Raw genomic sequence first — 18,661 nt, forward strand, 5'->3', positions numbered from 1 at the left:
CCACGCCGAGGAGGAACCGGAGAATTCCCGTCTCGCCACGTTCGCGAAGTGGGGCAGGACTGTCCGCGGAGTGGGGCAAGACACAGCGTCTTGAAACCGGCCTCCGGTGGGCATCGACGTGAGAAGGATGGGAGGATGGAGCCATGACATCACCCCTGTTGGCCGCGCTGCGTTCGGAGCCGGTGTCCCATACTCCCGTCTGGTTCATGCGGCAGGCAGGCCGTTCCCTGCCCGAGTACCGGAAGCTGCGCGAAGGCACCGCAATGCTCGATGCGTGCCGGAACCCCGAACTCGTCTCCGAGATCACCCTGCAGCCGGTCCGTCGGCACGGGGTCGACGCAGCCATCTTCTTCTCCGACATCGTCGTTCCGCTGCAGGCGGCCGGTGTCGATGTCGAGATCGTGCCCGGCACCGGCCCCGTCATCGCCGACCCCGTGCGCAGCCGCGCCGACATCGACGCCCTGCCCGAACTCGATGCCGATGACATCCCTGACATCGCCGAATCGATCGCTCGGATCACTGCCGAGCTCGGCGACACTCCGCTGATCGGTTTCGGCGGCGCCCCATTCACCCTGGCCAGCTACCTCATCGAGGGCGGCCCGAGTAAGAACCATGAGAAGACGAAGTCGCTCATGGCCTCCGATCCCGAAGCGTTCTCGGCCCTGTTGGCCAAGCTCGCCCGGATCTCCACGACCTTCATCGACGTGCAGCTCAGTGCCGGCGCCAAGGCCTTCCAGCTCTTCGACTCCTGGGCCGGCTATCTCTCCCGCCGCGACTACGACGACCATGTGCTGGCGCACTCCGCCTCGGTCTTCGACGGCCTGGCCCACCACGCGGTGCCCAGCATCCACTTCGGCGTCCAGACCGGCGAACTACTCAACTCCATGTCCCGGGCCGGTTCGACCGCCGTCGGCGTCGACTTCCGCGTCGACCTCACCGACGCCGCCACTCGTGTCCAGCCCGGTCAGGCCCTGCAGGGCAATCTCGATCCGGCGCTGCTGTTCGCCCCCTGGGAGGCGCTGGCCCCGCGGATCGAGGACATCGTCAGGGCGGGACTCGACCTCGACCGCGGTTTCGTCTTCAACCTCGGCCACGGCGTGCTTCCCGACACCGATCCCGAGGTTCCCGGCCGCATCGTCGAGCACGTGCACCGGGTCTCGGCCGAGATCCTCGGCTCCCGCTGACCCGATGAGCGACATCACCGTCGTCGGGGGAGGGGTCTCGGGCCTCGTCACCGCCTACCGGCTCAGCGCCGACCACCGGGTCACCGTGTTCGAAGCCGGCACCCGGCTGGGCGGATGCCTCAAGGCCACCATCCTGTCCGGTGCCGTCGAGACAGGCATCGACACCGGTGCCGAGGCGAGCCTCAACCGCCGCCCGGAGACGAAGAGCCTGGCCGCCGAGCTCGGCATGCCCACCGTCTTCCCCTCGACCGAGCACAGCTCCCAGGTGCTCAACCGGGGCGAACTCCACCCGATCCCGAAACGACAGATCATGGGCGTCCCCGCCGACGCCGCCGAGGTCGAATCCCTCATCGGCGCCGAGGCAGCCCGTCGTCTCGCCGCCGAGGAGCTCACACCCCCGATCGGGGGCGAGGACGTCTCACTCGGAGACTTCCTGGCCGAGCGCCTCGGCGATGCCATCGTCGATTCCCTCGTCGATCCGCTGCTCGGAGGCGTCTACGCCGGTCGCTGTCGTGACCTGTCGCTGGCCGAAACCGTTCCAGCACTTCTGCCCGCCGCCGTCGACGGCACCTCGGTCCTCGATCTCGTGGCCGGCCTGCTGGCCGCCAGGGACGCCCGCGCCGCCGAGTCGACCGGGGCAGCCGAACCGGTGTTCATGAGCTTCGAGGGCGGCATCAACCGGCTCATCCCGGCCCTGCACAAGGCGATCGAAGCGCGCGGCGGGACGATCCGCCTCGGCGCCGGTGTCACCGGAATCGCGCGAGACGAGCAGACCTGGCAGGTCACCGGGAAGGGATTCGACATCGAATCCGACGGGCTCGTCCTGGCCACGCCCGCGCATGTGAGTGCGCGGCTGCTGACCGACATCGCACCGGAGTCGTCCGCGGCACTCGGTGAGATTCCCTATGCGTCCACCGCGTTGGTTCCGGCGCTGATCGACCTCGACGGGACCGAGCTGACCGGTTCGGGATTCCTCGTCCCGGCGCCGGAAGGCACCTACATCAAGGCCTCGACATTCGTGTCGAACAAATGGCCGTGGACCCGCAGCCACATTCCATCCGGCACCGCATTGGTGCGGATGAGCATCGGTCGCTTCGGCGACGGACCCGAGGGATGGCGCAGCGACACGGACGCCGAGATCATCGACCGGGCCTTCGCCGACTGGCGCACGATCACCGCGCGACCGACCGCTCGCATCCTCGCCGCCGAGGTGGAGCGCTGGGACTCCGCATTGCCGCAGTACCTGCCCGGCCACGCCGCCCGCATCGCCGCCGTCGATGCGCAGATCGCCGGCATCGACGGACTCGAACTGGCGGGATCGGCCTTCGACGGGGTCGGAATCCCCGCCTGCATCGCCCGCGCCGAGGCGGTTGCTGCGCGCCTGAGCTCACCCACCGACCGAGACACCGAATGAACAGATCACAGAAGGAGCACGAATGAGCGACTACACACAGCCCACGGACGCCCAGATCGAAGAAGCGAACTCGCAGACCCGGTACATCGCGTACTCCGTGTACGCCTCGGCCGGGGAACTCGGCGACGCCGACCGCACCGAACTCGCGAACGAGCTAATCGCAGCCCTCGAACCCCTCAAGGAGCAGGGGCTCGTCGTCCGCGGTATCTACGACGTCTCGGCCCTGCGTGCCGATGCCGATGTCATGTTCTGGTACCACGCGCCGACCATCGAGCTCGTGCAGGCCGCGTACTCGGTGATCCGTCGGAGTCTGCTCGGCGGCATCCTCGAACCTGTGTGGTCGGTCGTCGGCCTCCACCGTCCGGCCGAGTTCAACAAGGGGCATCTGCCGGCGCTGCTCGTCGATGACGTCCCCGGCGACTACATCTGCGTCTACCCCTTCGTGCGTTCCTACGACTGGTACGTCCTCGACCCGGCCGAGCGGTCGACGATGCTGCGCGACCACGGCATGGCCGCCGCCGCGTACAAGGACGTCAAGGCGAACACGATCGCGTCCTTCGCCCTCGGTGACTACGAGTGGCTGCTGGCGTTCGAGGCACCCGAGCTGCACCGCATCGTCGACCTCATGCGGGACCTGCGCAACACCCAGGCTCGCCTCCACGTGCGCGAGGAGATCCCCTTCTACACGGGACCCCGCCGCGAACTCGCCGACATCATCACCGACTGGCGCTGAGCCGTCCGAGGCCCGGCACTGGGCCACTTGCCGGCGCCTGACAGCTGAGCAGACAGTCGGAACCGCCGCCGCACTCGAAGGTGCGGCGGCGGTTCCGACTGTCCGGGGCCTCGTGACCCGGCGTTCGTCAGTCGGCGGCCGTCAGTCGGTGGTCTTCTTCACGACATAGGAATGGCCGTTGGCGTCGGTGCGCATCTCCAGACCCATGGCGTCGAGCTGCTGGTGGCGCAGGGACTCGTCTTCGAAGTAGCCGCCGGGCCGCGTGTTGTCGACCTGTGCGGGTCCGATGATCTTGCGGAAGAAGTTGTTGAGCCAGCCGACTCCGCGCTGCGAGTCCCGGGTTGCGCGAGAAGAGCGGTCGGAACCGTCAGGGGGTGTCTGCGAGGCGGGCGACATGGGTGGGTCCTATCGACGAGGCGCGCGGAACGGGCTGGTGGACGAAGGCTGAATCTACGGACAGTGTACACTAATGGTTAGTGCACTAACTAATTGTCGGCAGTGCGGTGCATCGGTGCGGCGGCAGCCGATGGGCAGAGGCGAAGGAGAAGCGATGTTCGGATCCGAGGGGACGACGGAACCACTGGAGAATCCTCTGGCGCTCGAAAGTCAGATCTGCTTTGCACTGGCGGTCGCATCACGAGGGGTGATCGGCGCCTATCGGTCGGTGCTCGATCCGATCCATCTCACCCATCCGCAGTACCTGGTCATGCTCGCCCTATGGCAGCACGAGAAGCTGACGATGCGTGAGATCGCGAACCTCCTGCGGCTCGAACCCGCCACCGTCTCGCCGCTGGTCAAACGTCTTGAGACCCTGGAATATGTGACGAAGACGCGGTCGGATCACGACGAGAGGATCGTCGAAGTCACGCTCACCTCCACCGGAGCCGAGCTGCGGACGACCGCGGAGGAGATTCCGGGGACGATGATGAAGAAGCTCGGCATGGACGTCGACGGAGTGCGCGAGCTGCATGCCGTCATGCAGCGCATCATCGCCTCCGTCGACGCCGCCGAGGCTGAGGTGCACTGAGCCGAGCTGTGGCGGTTGCTCAGTTGGCGAGGCGCTCCATCGGGGTGTGTTCGATCCCGTCCTCGAGGAAGCGCGGACCACTCGGTGTGAACCCGAACGACCCGTAGAGCCCTTCGAGATGGGACTGCGCGTTGAGGGTGAGATCGTGGTCAGACCAGCGTGTGATGAGGTCGGCCAGCAGTCTTCTGGCCCATCCCCGGCCGCGCGCATCGGGATGGGTGATGACCCGGCTGATGCTCCGGGCGCCCGGTCGTGCCGCCGGACCGTCGGGGACGTCGGCGGGCAGGAGCCGCGCATAGGCCCAGGGCCCGAAGTCGCGGCCGAATTCGGATCCATGAGTGTCGCGCATCGGCTGCGCCGGTCGCGGGTAGAACACGTGCAGGGTCTCCGGCAGTGCATCCACACCGTCGGGATCGAGGAACACGCATTCCTGTTCGACGACGAAGACCCTCGATCGCAGCTGCAGGATCCCGTAGAGCTCGACGGGCGTCAGCTCCGCGAAGGTGCGGATGATCGGCTCGGCCGTTCCCACGGTCACTCGCGACGGGATGCCCGAATCGGTCGGGGCCGCCTCGGCGGATCGCGCTGCCTCTGCGGATCTCACCGGCTGGACGGAATTGCCCGCCTCGGCGGATTGCTTCGTCTCGGTCGTGGACCCCATTCCCTCAGCCTTGGGCATCGGCGGTGGTGAGCTTGAGCGAGATCGAGTTGATGCAGTACCGCTGATCGGTGGGGGTGTCATAGCCCTCACCTGCGAAGACGTGGCCCATATGGGAATCGCAGTTCGCGCAGCGGACCTCGATGCGCTCCATGCCCATGGAGGAGTCGCGGATGTAGCGGACTCGATCCTCGGCCAAGGGTGCGTAGAACGACGGCCAGCCGCAGTGCGAGGCGAACTTCGTCTCGGACGGGAACAGGTCGGCCCCACAGGCCCGGCACTGGTACATGCCAACGGCGGTTTCGTCGTTATACTCGCCGGTGAAAGGGCGTTCGGTCGCGCCCTGACGCAGGACGGCGAACTCTTCGGGGGAGAGCACGTCCTGCCAGCGGATCTCCGGACCGGCCGACTCGGTCGCAGCGCTGTTCGATCCAGCGGATTCGGCGCCCGCCGTCTGGGGTGCTGCGTTCGTGTTCTGTGTCATCGTGACCTCCGGTGTGCAGTGACGGTTCTGAGCGAACGGACGCATGTGTGCGTGTGGAATCCATTGTCCCACCGACTCCTGACACGGGCGTTCGTCCCTCTGTGTGGGACAACAGCGTTTGGCTCCTGCTCATTCCTTAGGCAACAATGAACCCAGGAGGTTTTCATGGTCCGCGAGACGAAATTCCCCACCCGTCTGCTGGTGGCCGCTGTCGGCATCGGCGCCGGAGCCGGCGCGCTGATCTCGGTGGCGTCCTCGGGGCTGGCCGCCTACTTCGCTCGTCGGATCGTGGTTCCGGAGAATGCTCCCGAAGAACTCGACATCCTCCACATCGACGGCTTCCCTCCGAATATGCGCATCCACTTACCGGCGGATGAGGAGACGACGGTGCCCGGCACCTACGGTCTCTACTTCAACCAGGGCTCCGGTCACGCAGTGATCGGGGACATCGTCGAATACGATCCGCGCTCGCGCACCGTCTCCCGTGAGATCATCTCCGTGACCAAGGGAGACATCCGCCGGGCCTGGCGAGGACGCTGGACCGGGGTCGTCTACCCCGATCCGCTGGCCGCCGGGGTGAACTTCGAGGACATCGAGATCGTCTCCGACGCCGGTAGTCTGCCCGCATGGCTGCTGCCCACCGATCACCCGGAGCCGCAGGAGACATGGGCGATCCTCATCCACGGTCGGGCGAGCACTCGCGCCGAAGGGCTGCGCGCCGCCGGCGTGCTCAACACCCTGGGTGTGCCCGCGATCGCGATGTCCTACCGCAATGACGCCGAGGTACGGGTGGAGACCACCTCCCGCTACGGACTCGGCGACACCGAATGGATCGACGTCGATGCGGCCATCGACTACGCCGTGTCACAGGGGGCGAAGAACGTCGTCCTCTTCGGGTGGTCGATGGGCGGAGCCATCGCCCTGCAGGCGGCCTCACGCGGACGCAATCGCCGCTACGTCACCTCGCTGGTCCTCGACGGTCCCGTCGTGGACTGGGTGAACGTGCTCGACGGGCAGGCGCGGCGGAACCTGCTGCCGACCCCGGTCGCGAAGCTCACCCTCGAGATGATCACGCAGCCCTGGGCCCGGCCCATCACCGGGCTCGAGACCCCGCTCGACCTCGACCGGATGGATTGGGTCACCCGGGCAGCCGAGCTCGACGTGCCCGTCCTGCTCATCCATTCCGATGACGACGAGTTCGTCCCCTCGGGGCCCTCGCACGCACTGGCCTCCGTCCGCCGCGATCTCGTGACGATGCCCGCCTACAGCAAGGCCCACCACACGAAGGAATGGAACATCGACCCGGTGCGCTGGGAAGACGATGTCGCGAACTTCCTCGAAGCGAAGATCCTGCCGAAGACCTGAGCCCCCTCGGGGTTGGAGCGCGCTCCTCAGGGTTCGAGGGTGAGCGTCTCCTCGGCCGCCGCGTCGACGGCCTGCGGCGAGTACGGCCAGGGCCGATTGACGTTCGCCGCCCAGTCGTTCGTCTGATCGTCATAGTGCGGGTGGTAGGCGTGCCCCGAGGCGCCGGTGAGGTTGATCCAATTCGACCTGTCGAAGTTGGACAGATCGACGATCTGCCGCATCGAGGGCACCCAGTTCGTCTCGTATCCGACCGAAGCGTCCCATCCAGTGGCGTGGACGACTCCCGAACCTCCCGAGACCTCGTAGGGTCCGCGGTTGAACAGCTTCTCCACCGGAGTGATCCCCGATTCGCCGAGGCTGGCGTTGCGGATCGTCAGCCGGTGCAGGATGCCCCACCGCCAGGTCACCGGCTCGGGACCGAGCAGGTCCTCGGTCTCCGTCCACGCGTCCTTCATCGCCTTGCGCAGCGCATCGTCCTGACTGTCGACGCCTTCGGACTTCCACCACGAGGAATCGGGATCGTCAAGCAGATTCGACAGCACGAGGTACCAGCGCGAACCTCCTGCCGGTGCCACGCCCTTGGGCAGCTTCTGCGTGATCGTCTGGTCGAGCAGGTTCTTCGTCAGCACGTTGAAGTAGGCAGCTCCGGCGCTGCTGGCGGCATCATGGCCGTTCCAGCCCTTGAGCAGCTTCTTCGCCCGGAGGATGTCCTCATCGCCGTGGGAATGGATCTTCACGGCCGCCGGCACGAGCTTCGCGGCGAACGGGTTGAGGTCATCGTCTTGGATCACGGACATGTCCGCGGCGGTGAGCTTTCTGTTCTCGGCCACGGCGTCGTTGATCCGCTTCGTGATCCGTCTGGCCCGGTCCCCGTAGTCGTAGTCCTTGGTCAGCTCGTCTGCCTCACCGGGAGCGGTGACGGGATTGTTCGCGGTGACGATCCAACCTCGCTTCGGGTTGTACAGGCTCGGCAGGTCGTCGAAGTCGATCCAGCCCTGCCAGTCCTCGGCGGATTTCCAGCCGCGCCGGGGCAGCGTCCCGTCGGTGTCACCTCGGCGGGGGATCATCCCCGGGGCCTGATAGCCGATGTTGCCGGCGACGTCGGCGTAGATGAGGTTCTGCGAGGGCACGTCGAACTTCTTCGCCGCCTGCCGGAACTCGGACCAGTTCGTGGCCTTGTTGATCGCGAAGATCGCCGAGGCGGTCGTGCCCGGACGCAGTGCCGTCCAGTCGAGGGCGAGACCGTAGTGCTCCTTCGCCGGCCCCGACTTCGTGTCCGTCGAGTCCGCTCCGGTGGCGGCGTCGAGGGCGCGCCGGTAGCTGCCGTCGAGCGTGGAGACGAGCGGACCGTTGCGGGTGGAGCGGATCGTGATCTCTCGGGATTGGCCTCCGGCGACCTTCACCGTCTCCTTGCGCGTCCGGACGGGTTCGTCGCCGTCGTCGTGGACGACCGTTCCGTCGCGGAGCTTCTCGACGACGAGGTCCGTGACGTCGGCGCCGAGGTTCGTCAGCCCCCACGCGATCGACTGGTTGTGGCCGATGACGACGCCGGGCAGTCCGGAGAACGAGAACCCGGTGGTGTCGAACGGGCAGGCCTCGGTGACTTCCTTGCAGCGCAGCCCGACCTGGTACCAGACCGAGGGCATCGACGGCGACAGGTGCGGGTCGTTGGCGAGCAGAGGCGCGCCGGTCTTCGTATGCTCTCCGGAGATCACCCACGAATTCGACCCGATGTCGTCGCTGCTCATGCCCAGCAGCTGCGGGAGGGAAGCGACGCGCTCCCGCAGATCGAGGAGGTCATCGATCTGGGCGCTGTCGTCGGCCGGTGACGGGGCATCAGTGACGGAGCCGCCTGCATTCGCCTCGCCCTCGGTCGAGTTCGCAGCGGAGTCGCTCGGGGCAGGGGAGCCGCCGGATGTCGGTGTGCCGCCCGGCGCGGGGGCGCGAACCTTGTCCTGGCCGCTCTTCGCGGCTTTCTGCCCTGCGATGCCGCCCATGATCGTCGGGCGCGTGGCATAGGGGTAGTCGGGGAAGAGATCCTTGACCTGATCGTCGTCGAGCTTCGACGTCAGCACTGCGCGGTCGATCTCGTCCTCGAGATTCGAGCGCAGGTCCCAAGCCATGGCTTTGAGCCAGGCCACGCTGTCGACGGGTGTCCACTTCTCGATCTCGGTCCCACCGTTCTGGAGGCCGAGGACACCGTATTCGAGGGACACCTCGGTGGGGGACTTGTCCTTGAGGTACGCGTTCACTCCGTCGGCGTAGGCCTGGTAGTAGGCAAGACTCTGCTTATCGAGCTTCTTCACCTCCTGCTCGGCGACCTTCCGCCAGCCGAGGGTGCGGATGAAGGTGTCGGTCTCGAGCTGAGACTTCCCGAAGAGTTCGGACAGCCGCCCGGAGGTCACATGGCGGCGGAAGTCCATCTCCCAGAAACGGTCCTGAGCGTGTGTGAAGCCCTGGGCGAGGAAGAGGTCATGGGCGGTCTCGGCCTCGATCGTCGGAACACCCGATTCGTCCCGATGGACGGTGACCGGACCGTCGAGTCCGGGCAGAGAGATCTCACCGTCAGTGGTGGGGAAGGACCGGCGGACAAAGAAGACGCCGATGAGAGCGAGGATGAGGGCGAGGACGACGATCCCGGCGATCACGCGGAGAATGACGCGTGCGCTCACCGGCAGGTGCGAGCCCCTTGATGGTCGGAGCACCCTGAGCAATGCACTCGGTTCCCTCTCCTCCTGCGCACCGGGTGCTGCCATGAGTCTCCTTCTCCACGTCCACAATCGTTGGGATTCACAGTATCAGCGTCGACCGTGGTGACCGGGGGTTTCCGCCGATTTCACGCGGGTGTCGGCGGCGCCTCGTCAGGGCCCGCAGGAGACGTGGACTCCGGCTCCGGAGGTCTGGGTCGGTGGACGAAGGTGACGAGGACGACGGAGATCATCATCAGCAGGAACCAGGCCACGAGCTTCGTCAGGGGCACCATGTGCCACCCGTCGTCCTGGCTCGGATACAGCCAGGCCCCGGCGGCCGTGCCGATGTTCTCCGCCAGCCAGATGAAGAATGCGACGAGGACGAAGGCGAGCAGCACGGGCATCGACAGCGTGATCCGGTGCACGCGGAAATGCATGCGGCAGCGGACGTAGACGATGACGGTGGCGGCGACGAGGACGAGACGGAGGTCGAGGACGAAATGATGGGTGAAGAAATTGATGTAGATGGCGGCGGCGATGGCCGCGGTCAGCCACCTCGGCGGGTAATGGCTGAATCTCAGATCGAACAGTCGATGCACACGGACGAGGTAGGAGCCGACCGAAGCGTACATGAAACCGGTGAACAGGGGAACGGCACCGATATGGAGGACGCCTCCGGTCGCGTAGTCCCACGAACCCACCGCGGTCTTGAAGATCTCCATGCCCGTGCCGACGATGTGGAAGACGATGATGACGATGAGTTCTCTGCCGGTCTCCAGGCGAGCGAGGAGCATACCGGCCTGGATGAGGACGGCGAGGATGACGAGCAGGTCGTTGCGGGCCAGTGGGGCGTCGTCGGGGTAGAGCAGGGAGGTGCCGATGATGGCCGTGAGCATGAGGGCGCCGAAGAGACACGCCCACGCCTGTTTGATCCCGAAGGCGAGGAACTCGCGGATGCCTGCGGGGATGCCGACCAGCCAGCGGTTCGCCATCCGATCGAGCAACCATTCGAGTCGGGTGAGCTCAGAGTTCTCTGCCATGGATCCTTCGTGCGGTCGACGTGTCAGCACTCTATCGCGGCCGGGCCGGTGAGGCCGCCGGTACGCACCCGTGTCACGACTGCGCGAAGGCTGAAAGAATTCCTCACGAATTCTGCGAGTTCTCTTCTCTCGCGGGGAGTTTCTCTCTACGCTGAGCAAGTAGTGATGATGACTCGTCCCGTCCACTGGCGGACTCGGAGACGGGCACGATGCAAAGGACCGAACACCCATGACCCTGACCCGACGACTCTCTGCCGCCGCGCTCGCCGGAGCCCTGCTCGCTGCCTCTCTTCCCTCGGCCGCGTCCGCACAGGCCCGGCCCTCTCTCGGAGACGGAGGCGCAGCGTCGCCGGCACCCTCTAACGAGAAGGCTGCTCGCGGAGGCTCCGATTCGAAGGACGCCCCGACGGTGACCCGCAGCGCGGGGTCGACGACGAAGACCTATGCGACCGAGCCGGACGACCTCACAGCCATCACGCTCGACGACGATGAGGTCAACATCGTGGGCGCGAGCTGGACGGGAGACGATCCCGAGCTCGAGATCCGCTACCGCGACGCGGACGGCTGGTCGAGCTGGGAGGAGCTGCCGGTCGACGACGAGGGCGGACCCGATCCCCGGTCGGCCGAAGGTCGGCAGCTGCCCGTCAGGGACGCCACGGTCCACTCGGCGGCCGTGCCCGTGGTCGACTCATCGAAGGTCCAAGTCCGCTCGACGGGCGCGACGAACGGCACCGACGATCTCGAGGTCACCACCGTCGCCACTCCAGTCACCAAGGCCGACACCGCGGTCGCGAAGAAGGCGCCGGAGGTGCTGTCCCCGCAGGTCGCCCATCATGAGCTCAAGGCGAACATCGTCACACGCAAGGAATGGGGCGCCGACGAGAAGCTCGTGCGCTGTGCGACGGACAAGACCGCCTCGGCGAAGGGCGTGTTCATCCACCACACGGCTGGGTCGAACACGTACACGAAGGCTCAGGCTCCGGGCATCATCCGCGGGTACCTCGCGTATCACACGCAGCAGCTCGGCTGGTGCGACATCGGCTACAACTTCCTCGTCGACAAGTACGGGACGATGTACGAAGGGCGGGCGAAGAGCATCGACCTCGCCGTCACCGGAGCACACGCCTCGGGATTCAATTCCTCGACGATCGGCATCAGTGTGCTGGGCACGTACACCTCCGCGGCACCGAGCACCGCAGCCCAGAACTCCGTCAAGCGCCTCATCGCGTGGAAGGCCAACCAGTACGGCTTCAACCCGACCGGGTCGATGACGCTGACCTCGGGCGGCGGCGGAACGAGCAAGTACCCGGAGGGAAAGAAGGTCTCGCTCAAGGTGGTCTCGGGACACCGCGACACGAGCTATACCGAATGCCCGGGAACGGCGTTCTACAACAAGCTCGGCACCATTCGCTCAGGGGCCAAGACGATGCAGTCGAAGGTCGGCGGATATCCGGTCAAGGGCGCGATCGGCACGTACTTCCGTGCTCACTCGTCGCAGACCGGCGAGGCCCGCAGCGTCGAAGGGTCGCTGAAGAATCCGAACGGGTCCTATCAGCGATTCGCGAAAGGCACCGTGTACTGGTCGTCGAAGACCGGCGCCCACCTCAACAAGGGCGGCATCCGCAACGGGTATCAGCGGGCCGGCTACACGAAGGGAATCCTCGGATTCCCCACCGGAGACGAGAAGACCTTCGCAAAGACGAAGGGCGCGCACTACCAGAAGTTCCAGAAGGGCATCATCACCTGGTCTACGAAGACGAAGGGGCATGCGCTGCGGGGCGACCTGCTCAGCAAGTGGAGGAGCACCGGCAGAGAGCGCGGAAGCCTCGGTCTGCCGACGAGCGGCGAGTTCTCGTCGAAGGGCAAGACCCGACAGAACTTCGAGCACGGCTACATGACGTACAAGAAGGGCGAAGGAGTCAAGGTCTACGCAGGCTAGTAGTCCTCGCGAGATAGTCGGGGACCGGGAATGGGGCTCATGGGCCGTCTCGACTCATGAGCCCTAGACTCGGGAGCATGCACATACTCATCTTCGGTGCCTCGGGGCACGTGGGAACCGCGTTGGCGAAGCACCTCGGCGACGGGGACATCGGCGGTCATCGGATCAGCGGAGTCGTGCGCTCGCAGCCGGACGGGCCGGTGCCCTACGAGCCGATCGTCCTGCCCGACTGGGTCGACGACCCGGACAAGGCCGCCGAGGCGATCCGGACTCGGTCCGGCCCACCCGTCGACGCGGTGATCGCCGCGGTGGGCGGGTGGTACGTCGACGAGGCGATGCTCGAGCGGGGGATCGAGTCCTTCGACGCAGACTATGGCTCCTACCTGCGGGGACACTTCTCCGCGTGCGCAGTGTCGAAGCTGCTGTCCGAAGCAGGGAAGACACGCATCGTCCACCTCGCACTCAATGGTGTCGCCAGCGTCGAAGCCTGCATCGGTTCGGGGGCGATCAGCGTGTTCGGTGCCGCTCAGAACATGCTGCTGCGGGTCGCCGAGGCGGAGACGGACGCCGTCGACTTCCGCGAGCTGAGGGTGATAGCGCCGATCGACGGCGACGATCGCAATGACCTGACCGGGGGAGTGGAGACGATCGGCATCGCCGAGGTGGCCGCGTCGGCCGCACGGATCATCAGCAATCCCGGCGACGTCGAACTGAGCTCCGAGATCTCACCCGAGTAGGCCGCGTCAGCGAGGAATCGGCGTCGTCACGGAGATTTCGACCTTGTCACCGATGTTGTCCCGACTCGGCCGGTCGTTCTGCGGCGGAAAAGTCCTCAGTTTTGCCGGCTGTCTCGTAGCAGACGAAGGCGCCGCTGTCCTTCTTCCAGCTCGGCGATGATCCCCTCGCGACTGCTTTTGTCCAGTCGCCGCAGCTGAAGGTCGAGGATTGCATTGGCCTGCAGGTCGTTGATGCCCAGTATCGTGCTCAGTTCATCGGCAGCGGATTCCGGGTTCGGCGCAGTCTCGAGGAGGTCGAGAACCTCTCGGCGTCGTTCAATGGCTGCACGGTAGCCCTCAAGGATCGAGATCTTTTCGAGCAGAGACTGTTCTTCATCGTTTCGACCGTCCATGGGTCACTGCCTCTCGTTTTTCACGTAGCGGATGAAGATCTGATCGTCGACGGTGCGGACATCGGTCACCCGCAGGGCGATATCGGCTTTGAGCCGGGAGAAATGGCTGCCGGAACTCCGGATATAACGGGGGCTGAGGCTCAGATGCAGCTCGGCGGCTGGATACGACTCGAGAAGTCGGAAAGCGAGATTCGGGCCCGACTCGCAGAGCACGTAGCCCGCATCAGAGGTGCCCGCTCCTCCCGGAGGAGTGGCAGTGGCCAGGGATTCGACCACCTCGGCGATGGTGTCGGGGGTGAAACTGCGGGCACGGTAGTCGAGTCCCGCCTCGGTGAGGGCCGCCTGCAAGGGAACCGGGTCGGATTCGGTCAGTACGTGCACGGGGGTGTGTTCGAGGGCCTTGCCCGGGGTGTTGACGACGGGCAGCTGCGGATTGAGCGCAGTGCGACGGTCGATGACGATCGCACTCGCGCCTCGGCGAAGGGCGATGAAGTTCCGGAAGTCGGCGTCGGTGGAGACTCCGGTCGACCAGCCGTCCTGCGCAAAGGAGCCATTGATCGATTGGACGAGAGAGATGACGAGGCGACGCACGCGGGCCTACTTCTCCACTTCGGGCGCCGGCCCCATCGCGATGCGCGGGTGGGCGTCGGGATCGATCGTGCCGAGAATCCACTTGAGGTCGGCTTCCTTGAGGGTCACGCAGCCGTTGGTCCCAGAATCATGGTCGAGGTGGAGCCAGATTCCGCCGCCCTTGTCCCAGCCCAGCGGGCGGGTCTTATCGGTCGGCGCCGTCCCCGGCTTCCGGTTGTAGTCGATGGCGATGATGTAGTCGAAGACGGAGTCGTAGTCCGCACCGTAGGCCACCGTCGCCGAGGAGGGCAGACGGTCATCCTGCGTATAGGGCAGCTTCGTGCCCGGGTCGGCCTTGAAGCCGCCAGCGTCGGAGAGCGTGAACACGCCGATCGGGGTCGTCTTATCGCCCTCGCGCCTGTCCTTGAGCCAGCCGTTGCTGCCGTTGTGGGTCGAGAAGGTCTTGAGCTTCGTCCACTTCTCGTCCTCGAACTGATAGAAGCTCAGCGTCGACGTCTCCGACTTCGCATTCGGGGACGTGGCGACGAGGACCTGGGAGGTCTCCTGCGGAATCTGATCGGCATACTCCTTCGCCAGCCCCGGGACCGGGACCGAATGAGCCGGACCCGTTGCGTCGGAGTCCGCTGTCGAATCGGAGCCTTGGTTCGAACCCGAGCCGCTGCCTGAGCCCGAGCCGTTGCCCGAACCCGAGCCGCTCGAAGTCGTCGCGGCATCGGATCCTCCGCCGGACGGGGAAGACTGAGCGGGAGCGGCGAAATCACCGTAGCTCGTCTGCTGCGCGGGTGCGGCCAACGCCGCGGAATCGGCGTCTGTCGAGTCGCCTCCGCCGCCGCCGGCATCGGTGCCGCAGGCGGTCAGCATGAGAGCAAGAACGACGACGGCGGTCAGCCCACCGCGCCGAAAGACACCACTGGTCATGAGGTCATCCTCTCACGAACCTTGAGAACCCACCGGTAATGACTATGCGAAAATGACCCCATGAGCATTCCACCTGTGCCGAACCATCCTCCGCGCCCCGGGCGTCGGAAGCCGGCCGAGGAGTCTCCGGAATCGATCACAACCCAGTTGTTCATCGGCCAGGACGAATCGGCGCCCGCGGATGGCTCTACCCAAGCACTGACCTCCGAGGAGCTGCGTCGACTGCGGTCGATGGTCGACTCCGACGGCTCTGAAGCCACCGAGGTCCTCAGCCTCGAGGAGCTGCGCCAGCTCGCCGCGGCCGAGGGTCACGAGACGGGAGGTCTTCCCGCCGCGCCCCGGAAGGCGAATTCCGATGACATCGCCGCTGCCGAAGAGCCGTCGGCGCCCAAGCAGTGGAACCCGCTGGGTGCCCCGTCTTCGCAGACGGGATCGCCGCAGGACTCGGCGCAGGCACGCGCCCGGTCAGGTGATATGCCGACAGCGGCACAGTCCGGACAGCCGCAGGACTCGAACTGGTCCGGACCGCCGCACCCGCATCAGGGGCAGTGGGGAGCGGAGTTCGGTGCCGCCGGAGCGGCTGCTCAGGCACAGAACTCGCAGGCCGCGCCCGGTGCCCCGCAACCGGCAGGCGCCGGTCTCCCCCCGGGCGGGCACCAACAGCCACCGGCCGGCCCCGGCTACCCCGGAGCCGGCGGTGGGGGCCACCCCTCCGGCGGCTACCAGCCCACGGGCTCCGGCGGCTACCAGCCTGCCGGCGGTCCTCCTGCCTATGCGGCCGCACCCGTGGCCGGGTACGGCGCCGGCGGGCCGGGCGGGCCTGTCGGCCCTGGTGGTCCTGGTGGCCCCGGGGGACCGAACGATCCCTACGGTCGGCGCTCCGAGACGAAGAAGGTTCCGGCATGGCTGTGGATCCTCGCCGTTCTCGCGCTCGTCCTCGCGCTCGGCATCGTCGGATACATCGTCTGGGACTCGACTCAGGGCCCCGACGAGACCACAGCGGCCCCGAGCGACGACCCCTCCATCGGCCGGACCGATGATCCGGAGCCGTCCGACTCCGCCAGCTCCGAACCGCCTGTCGCCGAGGAGACCTTCACCTCACCCTCGGGCAACATCGCGTGTACGATCGATTCCGAGCGTGCCCGCTGCGTGATCAAGGACTACGACTACTCGCCGCCGCAGAAGCCCGACGACTGCACACTCGACGACTGGGGTGCGATCGTCGTGGCCAACAACGACGGCGCCGGATTCTCCTGCGTCGAGGCACCGGAGACCGATGGGCCCGCCCGGGTCCTCGGGTACGGCGATTCGATCTCAGCCGAAGGCATGACCTGCACCTCCTCCGAAGAGGGAATGGAATGCAAGTCTGACGAATCCGGAATCGGATTCAACGTACGCCGCGCCTCGGTCGACTTCCTCAAGTGAGTCGGCCCGGGGCCGGGCGGTGTCCGTCGGCCCCGACCGAGCCGCCTCGGTGCGGGTGACCGTACGGTCAGGGAAACGTGCGTACTGGGCGTCGGGGCCACCTCGGCGATCTTAGGATGTGGACAAAATTAGGAGCGGCGGCGGAATGAGGTCTACGGTGATGACGTGGCACACAGGTTCCTCCTCCTTCCTTGCCGCGACGAGTCCTGATCGGACAGCACACTCGTCGCGGAGTCTTCCTATGCTGGTCATGCGTTGAGAAACTGAGATAGAGGAACAATGAAACTGCAGAAGCCATCTCCCATGCCGTTCGGCAAGTACAAGTCCTTCCAGGACCGCATCGCCCTGGATATGCGCGACCGCACGTGGCCTGATCAGCTCATCCGCAAGGCTCCGCGCTGGCTGAGCACCGACCTGCGTGACGGCAACCAGGCCCTCATCGATCCGATGACGCCGGACCGCAAGCGCAAGATGTTCGACCTGCTCGTCAAGCTCGGCTTCAAAGAGATCGAGATCGGATTCCCCGCCGCCAGCCAGGTCGACTTCGACTTCGTCCGCGAGATCATCGAACAGGACGCGATCCCCGACGATGTCCGAATCTCCGTGCTCACCCAGGCCCGTGAGGACCTGATCGAACGTACCGTCGAATCCCTCGTCGGAGCGAAGATGCCCACGGTCCACCTCTACAACGCGACCGCGCCCGTCTTCCGCAAGGTCGTCTTCGGCTTCGACGGCGAAGGCTACGACCAGACCCGGGAGATCGCCACACGCGGCACCCAGGCCGTGATGAAGCACGCAGAGTCCCTCCTCGGCGACGCTGACTTCGGCTACCAGTACTCGCCGGAGATCTTCGTCGACACCGAACCCGAGTTCGCCCTCGACATCGTCGGCTCCGTACTCGACATGTGGCAACCCGCCGCCGGTCGCGAAACCGTCGTCAACCTGCCCGCCACCGTCGAACGCGGCACCCCGAACACGTACGCCGACCAGATCGAATGGTTCTGCCGGAATATGCCCTACCGTGACGAGGTGGCTGTGTCCCTGCACCCGCACAACGACCGGGGCACCGGCGTCGCGGCCGCAGAGATGGGCATCATGGCCGGCGCCGACCGCATCGAAGGATGCCTGTTCGGCAACGGCGAACGCACCGGCAACCTCGACCTGGTGACGGTGGCGCTCAACCTCTACACGCAGGGTGTGGACCCCGAACTCGACTTCTCCGACATCGACGAGGTCATCCACACCGTCACCGAATGCAACCAGATCGGTGTCCACGAGCGTCACCCCTACGGCGGCGACCTCGTCTTCACCTCGTTCTCCGGATCGCACCAGGACGCGATCAACAAGGCGTTCGCCGACCGGGAGAAGAACGCGAACGCGCAGGGCACCCCGGTCGACCTGATGGAATGGGACATGCCCTACCTGCCGGTCGACCCGAAGGACCTCGGCCGGTCCTACGAGGCGATCATCCGGGTGAACTCGCAGTCCGGCAAGGGCGGAGTGACCTACCTGCTCAAGAGCGAGTATGGTCTCGACCTACCGCGTCGTATGCAGGTCGAGTTCTCCCGCGCCGTTCAGCAGCACACCGAGGGCGGCGGCGAAGTCAACGCCGAAGAGATCCGCAAGATCTTCAACTACGAGTACCTGCCCAGCGACGATGAGGACAGGACCTGGGGCCGTTTCCAGATCGTGGGTCTGCGCACCGACTCGGGCACTGTCGACGACTCGGGAGCCTCCGAACGCGTCGAGGTCGACCTCATCGTCGACGGTCAGGAACGCTCCTACGAAGGTCGCGGCAAGGGTCCGATCGATGCGCTCGTGAAGATCCTCATCGAGAACTTCGACGTCGACATCCGTCTCCAGGACTACCACGAGCACGCGATCGGCTCGGGCGCGGACACGATGGCGGCCGCCTATGTCGAACTCGCCGTCGAAGACCGGGTCTTCTGGGGTGCCGGTCTGCATCCGAACATCACGAAGGCCTCGCTCAAGGCCGTGGTCTCCGCGGTCAACCGTGCGGCCCGCGACCGCGACGCCGACCGGCAGGGCTGAGGCGACTGGCAC

At 66.1% G+C, this 18,661-nt stretch carries 17 protein-coding genes; 9 read left to right on the top strand and 8 right to left on the bottom strand.

Features of this window, described 5'->3' with window-relative positions; all coding sequences use genetic code 11:
- Window positions 1-143: 143 nt before the first annotated feature.
- Genes hemE through hemQ form a run of 3 tightly spaced genes read left to right on the top strand, consistent with a single transcriptional unit; the run spans window position 144 to window position 3,331 of the window.
- Entirely contained in the window at window positions 144-1,184 is a 1,041-nt protein-coding gene (gene hemE, locus HK401_RS03885) for a uroporphyrinogen decarboxylase (protein ID WP_181273374.1), read from the top strand.
- Window positions 1,185-1,188: 4 nt separating this feature from the next.
- Window positions 1,189-2,598, top strand: coding sequence for a protoporphyrinogen oxidase (gene hemG, locus HK401_RS03890; RefSeq protein WP_181273375.1), 1,410 nt, complete (start codon window positions 1,189-1,191; stop codon window positions 2,596-2,598).
- A gap of 22 nt (window positions 2,599-2,620) precedes the next feature.
- Window positions 2,621-3,331 (top strand): hydrogen peroxide-dependent heme synthase, encoded by a 711-nt coding sequence (gene hemQ, locus HK401_RS03895; protein WP_181273376.1) that lies wholly within the window; start codon window positions 2,621-2,623, stop codon window positions 3,329-3,331.
- A 141-nt stretch (window positions 3,332-3,472) separates the two neighbouring features.
- Here the strand turns inward: hemQ and HK401_RS03900 are convergent, their stop codons facing one another.
- A complete protein-coding gene (locus HK401_RS03900) occupies window positions 3,473-3,727 on the bottom strand; it encodes a hypothetical protein (protein ID WP_181273377.1) in 255 nt (84 codons plus the stop codon).
- A gap of 154 nt (window positions 3,728-3,881) precedes the next feature.
- On the opposite strand from HK401_RS03900, the gene HK401_RS03905 reads away from it, so the two are divergent.
- Window positions 3,882-4,358, top strand: a complete 477-nt coding sequence (locus HK401_RS03905; protein ID WP_181273378.1) for a MarR family winged helix-turn-helix transcriptional regulator — start codon at window positions 3,882-3,884, stop codon at window positions 4,356-4,358.
- A 19-nt stretch (window positions 4,359-4,377) separates the two neighbouring features.
- Here the strand turns inward: HK401_RS03905 and HK401_RS03910 are convergent, their stop codons facing one another.
- Window positions 4,378-5,019 carry a GNAT family N-acetyltransferase gene (locus HK401_RS03910; RefSeq protein ID WP_181273379.1) on the bottom strand — a complete coding sequence of 214 codons (642 nt, stop codon included), beginning with the start codon at window positions 5,017-5,019 and terminating at the stop codon, window positions 4,378-4,380.
- Between the two features lie 4 nt (window positions 5,020-5,023).
- Window positions 5,024-5,500 (bottom strand): peptide-methionine (R)-S-oxide reductase MsrB, encoded by a 477-nt coding sequence (msrB, locus tag HK401_RS03915; protein WP_181273380.1) that lies wholly within the window; start codon window positions 5,498-5,500, stop codon window positions 5,024-5,026.
- A gap of 165 nt (window positions 5,501-5,665) precedes the next feature.
- Here msrB and HK401_RS03920 point away from each other — a divergent pair, with 165 nt between their 5' ends.
- On the top strand, window positions 5,666-6,865 hold the full coding sequence (locus HK401_RS03920) for an alpha/beta hydrolase family protein (protein WP_181273381.1): 1,200 nt from the start codon (window positions 5,666-5,668) through the stop codon (window positions 6,863-6,865).
- Window positions 6,866-6,891: 26 nt separating this feature from the next.
- On the opposite strand, the gene HK401_RS03925 is transcribed toward HK401_RS03920, so the two are convergent.
- Window positions 6,892-9,621 carry a penicillin acylase family protein gene (locus HK401_RS03925; RefSeq protein ID WP_181273382.1) on the bottom strand — a complete coding sequence of 910 codons (2,730 nt, stop codon included), beginning with the start codon at window positions 9,619-9,621 and terminating at the stop codon, window positions 6,892-6,894.
- An 80-nt stretch (window positions 9,622-9,701) separates the two neighbouring features.
- Entirely contained in the window at window positions 9,702-10,595 is an 894-nt protein-coding gene (locus HK401_RS03930; RefSeq protein ID WP_181273383.1) for a DUF817 domain-containing protein, read from the bottom strand.
- 229 nt (window positions 10,596-10,824) lie between these two features.
- Between HK401_RS03930 and HK401_RS03935 the strand changes: the two genes are divergently transcribed.
- Both HK401_RS03935 and HK401_RS03940 read left to right on the top strand, forming a co-directional pair.
- Window positions 10,825-12,534, top strand: a complete 1,710-nt coding sequence (locus HK401_RS03935) for an N-acetylmuramoyl-L-alanine amidase (RefSeq protein WP_181273384.1) — start codon at window positions 10,825-10,827, stop codon at window positions 12,532-12,534.
- Window positions 12,535-12,611: 77 nt separating this feature from the next.
- A complete protein-coding gene (locus HK401_RS03940) occupies window positions 12,612-13,271 on the top strand; it encodes a Rossmann-fold NAD(P)-binding domain-containing protein (protein WP_181273385.1) in 660 nt (219 codons plus the stop codon).
- Between the two features lie 95 nt (window positions 13,272-13,366).
- Here HK401_RS03940 and HK401_RS03945 read toward each other — a convergent pair whose 3' ends face one another.
- From HK401_RS03945 to HK401_RS03955, 3 genes are read right to left on the bottom strand one after another with little or no spacing between them, the layout of a single operon-like run.
- Window positions 13,367-13,663 (bottom strand): DNA gyrase subunit A, encoded by a 297-nt coding sequence (locus HK401_RS03945; protein WP_181273386.1) that lies wholly within the window; start codon window positions 13,661-13,663, stop codon window positions 13,367-13,369.
- A 3-nt stretch (window positions 13,664-13,666) separates the two neighbouring features.
- Window positions 13,667-14,254, bottom strand: a complete 588-nt coding sequence (locus HK401_RS03950) for a hypothetical protein (RefSeq protein WP_181273387.1) — start codon at window positions 14,252-14,254, stop codon at window positions 13,667-13,669.
- 6 nt (window positions 14,255-14,260) lie between these two features.
- Window positions 14,261-15,172, bottom strand: coding sequence for a L,D-transpeptidase family protein (locus tag HK401_RS03955; RefSeq protein WP_181273388.1), 912 nt, complete (start codon window positions 15,170-15,172; stop codon window positions 14,261-14,263).
- A 60-nt stretch (window positions 15,173-15,232) separates the two neighbouring features.
- Between HK401_RS03955 and HK401_RS03960 the strand changes: the two genes are divergently transcribed.
- On the top strand, window positions 15,233-16,597 hold the full coding sequence (locus tag HK401_RS03960) for a DUF6636 domain-containing protein (protein ID WP_181273389.1): 1,365 nt from the start codon (window positions 15,233-15,235) through the stop codon (window positions 16,595-16,597).
- A 279-nt stretch (window positions 16,598-16,876) separates the two neighbouring features.
- Window positions 16,877-18,649, top strand: a complete 1,773-nt coding sequence (gene leuA, locus HK401_RS03965; protein ID WP_181273390.1) for a 2-isopropylmalate synthase — start codon at window positions 16,877-16,879, stop codon at window positions 18,647-18,649.
- Window positions 18,650-18,661: the final 12 nt, after the last annotated feature.

Origin of the sequence: Brevibacterium oceani, assembly GCF_013623835.1 — a bacterium.
Lineage (GTDB): Bacteria > Actinomycetota > Actinomycetes > Actinomycetales > Brevibacteriaceae > Brevibacterium > Brevibacterium oceani.